The following is an 11,900-nucleotide window of genomic DNA, read 5'->3' as shown; positions in this document are numbered from 1 at the left end:
CTCGTGTCTAACACACCATACAACTTTAAAGATTATATTCGGGTAATTCCAGATTTCCCGCAACCAGGTATTCGATTCAAGGATATTACGACGCTGCTGAAAGACGGCGGTGCTTATCGTGCGGTTATTGAGGAGATGCGTGCTGCAGTAGCACATATGGAAATTGATATTATCGCAGGTCCGGAAGCACGTGGCTTCGTAGTAGGTGCCCCGCTGGCGTTGGCGCTTGGCGTAGGTTTTGCTCCGATTCGTAAAAGTGGCAAGCTGCCGGGTGAGACGATTACGGCAAGCTATGATTTGGAATACGGTAACGATCAGCTTGCTATGCATAAGGATGCCATTTCACCAGGGCAGCGCGTACTAATTGCGGATGATTTGCTTGCGACCGGCGGAACAATCGCGACGTCCATGAATTTGGTTCGCCAGTTAGGCGGAGAAGTTGTAGGCGCAGCATTCCTTATTGAACTTGCTTACCTGACAGGCCGTGAAAAACTTGACGGAATTGATGTTTTCTCATTAATGACTTACGAGTAATGCACATTATGAAATGAATCTGAATAGGCACCGCCTGTCGCTTCAATCGCTTATTGCGGGGAGCTCAGGCGGTTTTATTTTATTAATGGAGCTTCTCGGTAGTTGACGCGGTACTGCTATTACAGGCATAATATTATAAAAACTCGGAAAACGCATGAATGGGATCTGCCAGGAGTGTAATCAGAAAGGGACGTTTCATGGGCATTGAGCATTTACTCGAGAAGGCATCCGCCTATATGAAAGAGCAGGACCTTATACGCATCCAGGAAGCCTATGACTTTGCGGAGCAAGCCCATCATGGACAAGTACGGAAGTCGGGAGAGCCTTACATCCTACACCCCGTAGCGGTTGCGGATATTCTTGTTGATATGCAAATGGACGTGCTGTCGATTATCGCGGCATTGCTTCATGATGTCGTAGAGGACACAACTGTGGATTTGCAGACGGTTCGTGCGAAATTTGGCGAAACGTGTGCGATGCTAGTAGACGGCTTGACCAAGCTGGAGAAAATACAATTTCGTTCCAAGGAAGAGCAGCAGAACGAAAATTACCGTAAAATGTTCGTTGCTATGGCACAGGATATTCGTGTCATTCTTATTAAATTAGCAGATCGACTGCATAATATGCGCACGCTGAAATTCCAGTCGGAGGAAGCACAGCGCCGGATTGCATACGAAACGCTTGAAATTTTTTGCCCGATTGCCCATCGTTTGGGTATTTCTGCAATCAAATGGGAGATGGAGGATATTGCACTCCGTTATTTGAATCCGCAGCAGTATTACCGCATTGCTAATCTCATGAAGAAGAAGCGTGCGGAGCGAGAGCAGTTTATTGAGGATGTTATCGGCCGCATTACAGAGAAGCTTGAGGAAATGGGCATTGAAGGCGATATTTCTGGAAGGCCTAAACATTTATATAGTATTTACAAAAAAATGACCGACCGCAACAAGCAGTTTACTGAGATCTATGATCTGCTTGCGATTCGGATTATCGTTGATAATATTAAGGATTGTTATGCAACGCTAGGAATCATTCATACACTCTGGAAGCCGATGCCAGGCCGGTTCAAGGATTACATCGCAATGCCCAAAGCGAACATGTATCAATCGCTGCATACGACGGTTATCGGACCAAATGGTGAGCCTACAGAGGTTCAGATTCGTACGTGGGAGATGCATCGTACTTCGGAGTACGGGATTGCTGCACATTGGGCCTACAAGGAAGGCTCGCTCGTTCCTGGAGGCAATTTCGAGGATAAAATGTCTTGGTTTCGTGAAATTTTGGAGCTGCAGCATGAGGCGCGCGATGCTTCTGAATTTATGGAATCGCTCAAAATGGACTTTTTTGCCGATCTTGTATTTGTGTTTACACCGAGCGGCGAAGTTATTGAGCTTCCTGCCGGCTCTGTGCCGCTCGATTTCGCATACCGCATTCATACGGAGGTTGGAAACCGAACGATCGGTGCAAAGCTGAATGGGCGTATCGTTCCGCTCGACCATAAGCTCAAAACTGGAGATATTGTTGAAATTTTAACGTCGAAGCATTCCTACGGACCGAGTCAGGACTGGGTCAAAATCGCACAGTCCTCGCATGCTCGCAGTAAAATTAGACAATGGTTCAAGAAGGAGCGACGCGAGGAGAACGTTGCAAAAGGTAAGGACTTGCTCGATCGCGAGCTTAAGCGCCTTGGTCTGGAGCCTTCGGCATGGCTGCAGGATGATAAGCTGATGGAGGCTGCATCGAAATTTGCTTTTAACGATATCGAGGATATGATGTCCGCGATCGGATTCGGAGGCATTACTGCAGCACAGATTTGTACGAAGCTTACGGAGAAAATGCGTCGTGAAGCCGAGCTTGCCAATCAATTGGAGCTAACGAGCGAGGTTAAGGAAATTAAATCGCCAGGCAATCGTAAACCAAGAATGAACCAAGGGGTTACGGTAAAAGGCATCGACAATTTGCTTGTTCGGTTTGCGCGCTGCTGCAATCCGGTGCCAGGTGATACCATTATTGGCTATATTACGCGCGGTCGAGGCGTTTCTGTGCATCGCATGGATTGTCAGAACATTCCTTTCGGTGATCAAGGGGAAGAAGGCGAACGGGTCATTGAGGTCGAATGGGAAGATACGATTGACGCTAATTACAGCGTTGATATCGAAATTACCGGGAACGACCGCAGAGGATTGTTGAATGAAGTACTGCAGGCTGTATCAGAGAGCAAGACAAACATCTCGGCAGTAACTGGACGTTCGGTTAAAAATATGTCGCTTATTCATATTACGGTGCTTATTCGCAATATCGAGCATCTGAATGCGGTAGTAGAGAGAATTAAACGCACGCAGGATATTTATTCTGTTCAACGGATTATGCAATAAGTGCAAGAAACGGAAATGAAACGGCTATCGCTGCCAGAGGACTGCGCTAGCCGTTTCTTCTTAACGTATAGGAAAGTATATGAGTTTTTACTCATCTTTCTCTATACGTCTATGCGAAACGTGAGCATAGCCGTCAGAGGACGGCTCCAGCCGTTTACGCTTGTTATCGGGGGATTGAAGACTGTGAAGGTTGTTGTACAACGCAGTAAGCAAGCAAAGGTTCTCATCCAAGGCGAAGCCGTCGGTGCAATTGATTCCGGTCTTGTGCTGCTGGTCGGTATAACACATGATGACTCAGAGGCAGACGTGAGGTGGATGGCGGATAAAGTGGCGAATTTGCGTATTTTCGAGGATGAATCTGGAAAAATGAATCATTCCGTATCGGATATCAAAGGCGAGCTGCTGTCCATCTCACAGTTTACTCTGTATGGCGATTGCCGCAAGGGTAGAAGACCGAACTTTATGGGAGCAGCGAAGCCGGAGCAGGCGGAGAAGCTTTATGACAGCTTCAACGAAACACTCCGTGCATTGGGTTTAACGGTGGAAACGGGACGTTTCGGTGCGATGATGGATGTGGAGCTCGTCAATTCAGGGCCCGTTACGATAATTTTGGAGAGCGGTATGTAAGATTGCATTCAGGGGAAACAATAGATCATAGGCGGTGTAGGCAGCATGGCTGCCAGTCACAGCCGAATGTGATATTGGAGGATATTCCGAGCATGCATCAGTCACGCAAAGAGCAAGGCATCGAACGGGTATCACGCAGACTGCTTCATCCAGACCGCAGAGAGGCTAAGATTTTCGCTGAGCTAGAGGATGACGTTGAAGCGGCAGAGGAATGGGCGGGCTTCCCGCAGCAGCCTCGCAGAGATCATCCGAATCATTTATAGTGATTGTAAGCGGCCGTCCGTAATGGATGGCCGCTTCGTTTCAGACAGGGGTCATTCAATAAAACGCTTTCGAAATTGTAATGTTTCTGTAATCAATCTCTAACTTTGTTTTAACATCGCTAACCTATAATAGAACTCGACCCCCTTTTTAAAAATATATTTTACTTTTGGACCTACAAACATGTTTTGTAGGTTTTTTTCTGTCTATTAGCAGTGTGCGCCGCATGAGGACAGAACAATCTTGACTTTAATCGTTGTCAGAGGTAAAATTAATCCTCAGTATGAATAGTGATTCATGGATGGGACAAAGTAATTCTAAGCGCTATATTCCAGAGAGGGACGCCACTTGGCTGCAAGGGTCCTTATAACGGCAGAATGAACAGACTTCCCGGAGAACAGACGGTGAACAGCGGATAGGAAACAAGCAATAGGCTTGCAGACTGAAGCAAATTAGCTGGACTGCGGATGACGGACGTTAACCGTCTTGGAGCGGGCTGATGCATAGGATGCAGGCTCGGAATGTGGGTGGTACCACGGGAGATACACTCTCGTCCCTTATGGCGCAAGCTGTTAGGAACGGGAGTTTTTTGCGTTTTACGATGTTGAGGCTTAATTACGGGGGCAGGAGGTTTTATCAATGGCTTTTCAAAAAATGCCGGGTACGCAGGATATTTTGCCCGGTGCGGTTGAGAGATGGCAGTATGTCGAGCAGAAAGCACGCGATATTTGCCAGCGCTACAATTTTCGCGAAATACGTACGCCGATCTTTGAATCAACGGAGCTGTTTCAGCGCGGTGTAGGCGAGACGACAGATATTGTCGAGAAGGAAATGTACACGTTCACAGACCGCGGCAATCGCAGCTTAACGCTTAGACCCGAAGGTACTGCGGGCGTAGTAAGGTCATACGTGGAGAACAAGCTGTACGGCGAGCCAGATGTGTCTAAGCTGTATTACATCGGGCCGATGTTCAGATACGAACGGCCGCAGGCGGGACGTTATCGTCAGCTTCATCAATTCGGGGTTGAGGCGCTTGGCTCCGTTGATCCGGCAATTGATGCGGAAGTTATCGCACTTGGTTATACGTTCTATACGGAGGTAGGCCTGAAGGGTGTGCGCGTCGAGATTAATTCGGTTGGAACGCCAGAGGTACGAGCTGTATTCCGTGAACGCCTTCTCGCGTTTCTGGAACCAAAGCGCAGCCTTCTCTGTAAAGACTGCCAATCACGAATAGACCGCAATCCACTGCGTGTACTCGATTGCAAGGTCGATCAAGAGCATTTCACGGATGCTCCGTCCATTCTAGACAGCTTGGATGATGCATGTCATCTTCATTTCGATAAAGTGAAAATGTACTTGACCGATATGGGCATTCCTTATGAAATCAACCACAGGCTCGTACGCGGCCTCGACTACTATACCCACACCGCCTTCGAATACAAGGCCGAGGGTATTGGTACGATCGATACAGTTGGCGGAGGAGGACGCTATAATGGTCTCGTCTCGGAGATTGGGGGTCCAGATCAGCCTGGAGTTGGTCTAGGGCTAGGACTTGAGCGTACCATTCTGCTGCTTCAGCACCAAGAAACGGAATTGCCTGTGTTCAATGAAATCGATGTCTACGTCGTTGCGCTTGGAGAAGCGGCTGAGCGTGAGGTGACGAAGCTGGTTTATCAGCTAAGACAGCGAGGCGTTCGAGCAGAGCGTGATTATCTAGGGCGCAAGATGAAGGCACAGATGAAATCGGCTGACCGTCTACAAGCCCGTTATACGGCTATTCTTGGCGACGATGAGCTTGCGCGCGGAGAAATTTCACTTAAAGACATGGCCAAAGGCGAGCAGCGCGTCGTAGCGCTGGATAAGCTGGCTGATGAGATTATTGGTTAATGATTTGCCCATAACTAATCTAACTAAACGAGGAGCTATTAAATTATGTTGTTAAAAACACATCACTGCGGCCGCTTGACGAAAGCGGACGTTGGTCAAACGGTTATTCTGAACGGCTGGGTACAGCGTCGTCGCGATCTTGGCGGCGTATTATTTATCGATCTTCGTGACCGTTCCGGTATTGTCCAAACGGTATTTAACCCGGATTTTTCCGGCGATGCTCTAGCGATTGCTGACCGTGCACGCAATGAGTTCGTTCTTGCGATTCAAGGTACAGTCGTAGAACGTGATGCAGAAACATATAACGCAAACCTTGCAACAGGTGAAATTGAAGTACGTGTAACTAAAATCGAAGTAATGAACGCTGCCAAAACACCTCCGTTCCCTATTGAAGACGGTGTAGAAGTAGATGAATCGCTTCGTTTGAAATATCGTTATCTTGACCTTCGTCGTCCAGAAATGCAAAAAACGTTGTTCCTTCGTTCGAAAGCAGCTAAAATTTTCCGTGACTTCCTTGACGGTGAAGGCTTCATCGACGTGGAAACGCCAATCCTGACGAAAAGTACACCGGAAGGCGCGCGCGATTATTTGGTGCCGAGCCGCGTGCATGAAGGCGAGTTTTTTGCCTTGCCGCAATCACCACAAATTTTCAAACAGCTGCTCATGGTAGGCGGAATTGAACGTTATTATCAAATCGCTCGTTGCTTCCGCGATGAAGACCTTCGCTCAGACCGTCAACCGGAATTTACACAAGTCGACATCGAAACGTCATTCCTATCTCAGGAACAATTGCTGGCTATGATGGAAGAGTTGACTGCTAAGCTCTTGAAAGAAACAGTTGGAGTAGAGCTGGAGCTTCCATTCCAACAAATTACGTACGCTGATGCCATGAACAAATATGGCTCTGATAAGCCTGACCTTCGTTTTGGTCTTGAGATTGAAGATATTACCGATATCGTTGCCGGAAGCGAAGTCAAAGTATTCGCTAGCGTAGCAGCAGGCGGCGGCGTTGTTAAAGCGCTCAATGCTAAAGGCTGTGCAAGCTGGAGCCGTAAGGAACTAGATGATTTGCAGCCGTTCGCTGCCCGTTACGGCGGCAAAGGTCTTGCTTGGATTACAGTGAAGGAAGGCGAATGGCGCGGTCCGATCGTGAAATTCTTGAAGCCGGAAGAGATTGCTGCTCTAACCGAGCGTTTGCAAGTTGAAGACGGCGATTTGCTCACTTTCTCGGCGGATAAGAAAAAAGTTGTTTCGGATGTCCTTGGCAACCTTCGTTCCAAGCTGGGCAAGGATCTTGGCTTGATCGACGAATCCAAATTCAAATTCGCGTGGGTTGTTGATTTCCCACTTCTTGGTTGGGATGAGGATGCTAAACGTTATGTAGCTGAGCATCACCCGTTCACTCGTCCGAATGAAGAAGATATTCATTTCTTCGATACAGATCCAGGTCAAATTCGTGCGCAAGCCTACGATCTTGTACTGAATGGCTATGAAGTTGGCGGCGGCTCTATGCGTATCTACAAACGTGAGGTTCAGGAGCAAATGTTCAAAGCACTTGGTTTCAGCATGGAAGAAGCACATGAGAAATTCGGCTTCCTGCTTGATGCCTTCGATTATGGTACGCCTCCACATGGCGGTATTGCATTCGGTTTCGACCGTCTAGTTATGCTCCTTACTGGTCGTACGAACCTGCGTGAAACGATTGCGTTCCCGAAAACGGCAAGCGCAACGGATCTGCTTTGCGATGCACCTTCCGAGGTCGAGCTGTCACAGCTTGAGCAATTGCATATTCGCACAGTCATCAAACCGAAACCAGTAGCGGCAGCTGCAGCTCCTGCAGCAGAAGCAACGGAAAAATAAGTGAATTATGCAAAGGAGGCGGCAGCCTGATGCTTCATCAATTTTCACGAACAGAGCTTGCTATTGGGCCAGAGGGATTAGCGCTTATGAAGGGAAGCACGGTTGCCGTGCTCGGCATCGGCGGAGTCGGCGGAATCGCGGCTGAAGCGCTCGCGCGCACAGGCGTGGGACGAATTATTCTTGTCGATAAGGATGTTGTCGACATTACGAACGTGAATCGGCAGGTCCATGCGCTGGTTTCTACGGTTGGTCAACCGAAGGCAGAGCTCATGCGGGACCGGATCAAGCTCATTAATCCAGAGTGCGATGTCATTGCGCTGCGGATGTTCTACACTGAGGAAACGTTTGAACAGTTTTTCGAGTATCCGCTCGATTACGTTGTTGATGCTTCTGATACGATTTCATATAAGATTCATCTCATTAAGCAATGCCTGGAACGCAAAATTCCGATTATTTCGAGTATGGGTGCAGCGAACAAAATGGACCCGACGAAGTTCCAAGTTGTCGACATTTCGAAGACACATACAGATCCACTCGCGCGCGTCATTCGGACGAAACTTCGTAAGGAAGGTATTAAACGCGGCGTGAAGGTTGTATTCTCAACAGAAACACCAATTAAGCCGCGTGCCGATGTAACGAAGCAGATCGTTCCGGAGAATGCGCCTGAAATCCGCAAGGCGAAGCAGCCTCCTGCTAGCAATTCATTTGTACCTCCGGTTGCGGGCTTAATTATGGTGAGCGTCGTAGTCAATGATTTGCTTGCGTCAGGCGGCATTGAGGAGTAGGTAAAGCATATGGATATGCGATAAGCGGCTTCTAGGCTCAAGGTCAAGGGATTGCTTAGCAAGCTGATATTTTTTATGGATATAAACAAATAGCCGTGCCGTGGAAGCAGCGAAAGTGCTGTAATCACGGTATGGCTTTTTTGACATATAGGAAAGCCACCGTATGAGTGCGCTTATGGAGTAGGATTTACGTGGGAGTGAGTGCAAACGGAAGCTGTAAGCGCATATGTGTTCTTACAGCAGCCGTGTCACCTTGCGTAGCTCGACGCCCTCGGGTTAGGCATCACTATGGCGAACAAATGTGCTTGTATGCTATGATCGAGTTAACAGAGGGCAGAAGGTTGGGGAGCAGAATGGATTTATTCTCGTATCAGGAAGCGGAGTTGCCGCGTGCAAGGCTGCTTGCAGACCGTATGCGGCCGCAAACTTTGGATGAGTATATTGGGCAAGAACATATAGTAGGAACAGGCAAGCTGCTTCGTAGAGCCATTGAAGGCGATCAGGTGTCTTCCATCTTGCTGTACGGCCCGCCTGGCTGCGGGAAAACGACGCTTGCGCACATTATTTCACTGCGAACAGCCGGAGAATTCGTAAAGCTGAACGCGGTGGATGCTTCCGTCAAAGATGTACGCGAGGTCATTGATCAGGCTCGTACGAACAAAGCGATGTATGGGAAGAAGACGATTCTCTTTCTAGACGAGGTACATCGTTTCAATACAGCAAGACAGGATGCCTTGCTGCCTGCGGTTGAGCAAGGCATTATTATATTTATCGGGGCGACAACGGAAAATCCTTTCCATCATGTAAATGGAGCCTTATTGTCTCGGTCTACATTGTTTCAACTCGAGGCTCTAGGCGAGATACATGCTTATGAGGCGATGCGGCGTGCACTTGCTGATCGTGATCGGGGACTTGGTTTTATGGATCTGCAAGCAGACGAGGATGCATTGCTGCATATTGCTGCGATGGCAGGCGGTGATATCCGTAGAGCGCTGAATGCGCTGGAGCTTGCTGCGGTCACAACGCCATCGGAGATGGATGGCTCTGTGCGTTTGACGCTGGAGGTGGCACAGGAATCGATACGCAAACCGTCTATTCGAGCAGACCTTTCAACGCAGTATGACGTATTATCTGCTTTTCATAAGAGTGTCCGAGGCTCAAGTGACGCAGCTCTGTTCTGGTTTCTATACGCGGTCGAGAAGCTGGGCATGGACCCGATGACCTTCCTTAGGAGGCTGATCGTAGCTTGCAGCGAGGATATCGGGCTTGCTAATCCGCAAGCGATGATTCAAGCCGTTACGGCGATGGACGCTTATCACAAGATCGGCTGGCCTGAAGCGAAGTACAACATCTCACAGGCCATACTATTTGCGGTAGAGAGTCCGAAGTCGAATGCAACAGCGATCGCGATTGGCAATGCCGAAGCGGCGATTGAGCGTGCTGGAGGCGCGGAGGTGCCTTTGCATTTGCGCGATACGCACTACAAAGGCGCTCAGCAGCTTGGACATGAGGGCTACCAATACCCGCATGACTTTCCTAACCATTATGTGAAGCAGCAATATTTGCCCCATACGCTTGGAAACATGTCCTTCTACAAGGCGACAGAGCAGGGAATGGAAGACCGAATTAAACAAAATCAGCAAAAGCGTAAGTGAATCTGCTGACATAACACTGTAAAAGGCTGCCCAATGCGATTATTCGCGGGCAGCCTTCGTTGTTTTTTATCAATGGCCGATTAGGCAATGGCGAACATAAGTCCATAGTAACCGAAAACAGCAGTTAGAATACCCATGACGAAAGCGGGTATTAGTTTGTTGGAGCGGTACATCCAAAGCAGGCCTCCGGCCATTAGCAAAGCTGCTGCAAACATGAGTAAGCTTTCCAAATGGAGGCTGAACTGGAGCGTAATATCCGGACTAAAGCTTCCCTTATATACAGAAGTGAATAAGGGAGACGGAGAGACCGTTTGCAGCGTATCCTTTACGACATGCGGCGGTGTTTGTTGACCAAGCACACCAGTAGCGGCTAGCACGAGTAGTGCAATGAGGCTTTCTGCTTGCAGCCAGCGCCTCGGATTAAAGTTAGGATTGCTCTGTGCCGCTTTTTTGTAACCAAAGCCATTGGAGTACGCAAATAAGAGCAAAGGCAATATTAATAAATGTTTAATGAGCAGCATCTGACCATAAGGAAGCATCCATGCATTTACATATTGAGGTGTCGTGAAAGTCATGAGAATAATGCCTGCGAGCAGCGTTAGGATGACTGAGACAATCGCGACGGGTGAGAACCAGCGCAGAAAGGCATGCCAGTTGGCATTGTCCTTGGCAAACCAACTAACGATGAACAGGATGCCAATCCATACGCTTACGGCCAAGAAATGTGTTGCATGCGTAATGAGTCCTCTAAACCCATAAAGCGCTGAGGCATGCCCCGCATACCCCAGCCAAACGATGAGCAAAAATGTTACAAACAAAGCGACCTTGGGCATATGCTTGTCGTTCTGAAACGCTTTGAGACCCAGAAGCAAAGAGAGTCCGCATGAACCGATAGCGGTCCAAAGCCATGCTTTGCCTGTGTTGATATCAAGCAAAATGCTTTTTAGAATAGAGCCGTAACTCATGCCGAAATCTTTGCCGAAAACAAGAGCAAGCTGATGAATCGGCACATAAGATAAGACCGGTATCGCTATAGCGCATGCCAGAAGCAAGCCGTTTGGAACTTGTACAGAGGGCCTTCTATTCTCGGGCACAAGCTTCAGCAGCAGAGAACCTGTCAGAATGGCGAAGCAAATATAAAGAAGGCCTTCGCTCACGTAAATCATTATTTTTTCCTCCGCATGAACAACACGAGTGCCGCTGCAACGATAATCGCACCAATGATGATGGCAGGTGTGTAGTTGGTGCCATCGCTTGCTGCTGCCGGAGAGTTAGTCTCGTCGCCTGCATTGGTGGTTGTACCTTCTTCAGTGGAAGGCTCAGGCGTTGGTGATACGGCGTCTGTTGCTGTTGGCTCTGGAGAAGGAGCTTCCGTTGCAGCAGGGGCATCGAGCGTAAAGGTATAATCGCCTTCGACCGAATGTCCGTCCGCTCCAATAATGACCCATTTCACTGTATAGATGCCATTCGGAATGGTGTCTGGCAATCCCGCACTCATCGTCATGCCATCTACCTCAACCTTATCTTTTTCTATTTCCTCGCCTGCTGCGTTCATGAGTTTGAAGTTGCTAAGCTTTTCAATCTTGGTATTGTAAGTTAGTTCTATGCGCTCTGGAAGGGCAGTAACCGTTGCATTCTGTATAGGAACTGCTTTCTCAAGTGTGGAATGTGCTAATGCAACGCTCGGAAGCAGCCACAGTGCGGCAAGACAGATCAATAAAATTCGTTTCATGGGTAAACCTCCTACATATTTTAGTGACGAGCCTGCAAGGCAGGTTATTGCATTATAACAGATTTCTATATACATCTGGTTTACCCTTCTGGGTCAATTCGTAACGGCTTTATGAACATTTCTTAAAGCTTAGATCCTGTAAACGACAAATAGCTAAAAGAATGGAACGCAAACTGCGTATATT

General features: G+C 48.2%; 10 protein-coding genes. 8 read left to right on the top strand and 2 right to left on the bottom strand.

Going from position 1 to position 11,900, the window contains the following annotated elements; genetic code table 11:
- Positions 1-3: 3 nt before the first annotated feature.
- The 8 genes from FGT79_RS09150 (at position 4) to FGT79_RS09120 (ending at position 9,984) form a co-directional block, all read left to right on the top strand.
- A complete protein-coding gene (locus FGT79_RS09150; RefSeq protein ID WP_138752367.1) occupies positions 4-534 on the top strand; it encodes an adenine phosphoribosyltransferase in 531 nt (176 codons plus the stop codon).
- A gap of 197 nt (positions 535-731) precedes the next feature.
- Positions 732-2,909: a RelA/SpoT family protein gene (locus FGT79_RS09145; RefSeq protein ID WP_138752366.1), complete on the top strand. Its 2,178-nt coding sequence runs from the start codon at positions 732-734 to the stop codon at positions 2,907-2,909.
- Positions 2,910-3,092: 183 nt separating this feature from the next.
- Positions 3,093-3,536: a D-aminoacyl-tRNA deacylase gene (gene dtd / locus FGT79_RS09140; RefSeq protein WP_138753011.1), complete on the top strand. Its 444-nt coding sequence runs from the start codon at positions 3,093-3,095 to the stop codon at positions 3,534-3,536.
- A gap of 92 nt (positions 3,537-3,628) precedes the next feature.
- Positions 3,629-3,799: a hypothetical protein gene (locus FGT79_RS31060; protein WP_171056144.1), complete on the top strand. Its 171-nt coding sequence runs from the start codon at positions 3,629-3,631 to the stop codon at positions 3,797-3,799.
- 637 nt (positions 3,800-4,436) lie between these two features.
- On the top strand, positions 4,437-5,684 hold the full coding sequence (hisS, locus tag FGT79_RS09135) for a histidine--tRNA ligase (protein ID WP_138752365.1): 1,248 nt from the start codon (positions 4,437-4,439) through the stop codon (positions 5,682-5,684).
- A 45-nt stretch (positions 5,685-5,729) separates the two neighbouring features.
- Positions 5,730-7,544 (top strand): aspartate--tRNA ligase, encoded by a 1,815-nt coding sequence (gene aspS, locus FGT79_RS09130; RefSeq protein WP_138752364.1) that lies wholly within the window; start codon positions 5,730-5,732, stop codon positions 7,542-7,544.
- A gap of 29 nt (positions 7,545-7,573) precedes the next feature.
- The gene (locus FGT79_RS09125) at positions 7,574-8,329 is read left to right on the top strand and encodes a tRNA threonylcarbamoyladenosine dehydratase (protein ID WP_138752363.1); all 756 of its coding nucleotides are present in this window, start codon (positions 7,574-7,576) and stop codon (positions 8,327-8,329) included.
- 353 nt (positions 8,330-8,682) lie between these two features.
- On the top strand, positions 8,683-9,984 hold the full coding sequence (locus FGT79_RS09120) for a replication-associated recombination protein A (protein WP_138753010.1): 1,302 nt from the start codon (positions 8,683-8,685) through the stop codon (positions 9,982-9,984).
- An 80-nt stretch (positions 9,985-10,064) separates the two neighbouring features.
- On the opposite strand, the gene FGT79_RS09115 is transcribed toward FGT79_RS09120, so the two are convergent.
- Complete coding sequence (locus FGT79_RS09115) at positions 10,065-11,150, bottom strand: copper resistance D family protein (protein WP_138752362.1); 1,086 nt, start codon at positions 11,148-11,150, stop codon at positions 10,065-10,067.
- A complete protein-coding gene (locus tag FGT79_RS09110) occupies positions 11,150-11,716 on the bottom strand; it encodes a copper resistance protein CopC (protein WP_171056143.1) in 567 nt (188 codons plus the stop codon). Before FGT79_RS09110 ends, FGT79_RS09115 begins: the two co-directional genes overlap by 1 nt.
- Positions 11,717-11,900 lie beyond the last annotated feature (184 nt).

This window comes from Paenibacillus sinopodophylli (assembly GCF_005930355.1).
In the GTDB taxonomy this organism is placed as follows: Bacteria; Bacillota; Bacilli; order Paenibacillales; family Paenibacillaceae; genus Pristimantibacillus; species Pristimantibacillus sinopodophylli.
Note: the sequence above shows the minus strand (reverse complement) of the source record. Positions and strands in the feature narration are given on the sequence as shown.

What these genes read in the sequence shown, in the direction of transcription:
- aspS (WP_138752364.1), top strand. Translation starts at nt 5,730, where the DNA reads ATGTTGTTAAAAACACATCACTGCGGCCGCTTGACGAAAGCGGACGTT.
- FGT79_RS09120 (WP_138753010.1), top strand. Translation starts at nt 8,683, where the DNA reads ATGGATTTATTCTCGTATCAGGAAGCGGAGTTGCCGCGTGCAAGGCTG.
- FGT79_RS09125 (WP_138752363.1), top strand. Translation starts at nt 7,574, where the DNA reads ATGCTTCATCAATTTTCACGAACAGAGCTTGCTATTGGGCCAGAGGGA.
- hisS (WP_138752365.1), top strand. Translation starts at nt 4,437, where the DNA reads ATGGCTTTTCAAAAAATGCCGGGTACGCAGGATATTTTGCCCGGTGCG.
- FGT79_RS09145 (WP_138752366.1), top strand. Translation starts at nt 732, where the DNA reads ATGGGCATTGAGCATTTACTCGAGAAGGCATCCGCCTATATGAAAGAG.
- FGT79_RS31060 (WP_171056144.1), top strand. Translation starts at nt 3,629, where the DNA reads ATGCATCAGTCACGCAAAGAGCAAGGCATCGAACGGGTATCACGCAGA.
- FGT79_RS09110 (WP_171056143.1), bottom strand. Translation starts at nt 11,716, where the DNA reads ATGAAACGAATTTTATTGATCTGTCTTGCCGCACTGTGGCTGCTTCCG.
- FGT79_RS09115 (WP_138752362.1), bottom strand. Translation starts at nt 11,150, where the DNA reads ATGATTTACGTGAGCGAAGGCCTTCTTTATATTTGCTTCGCCATTCTG.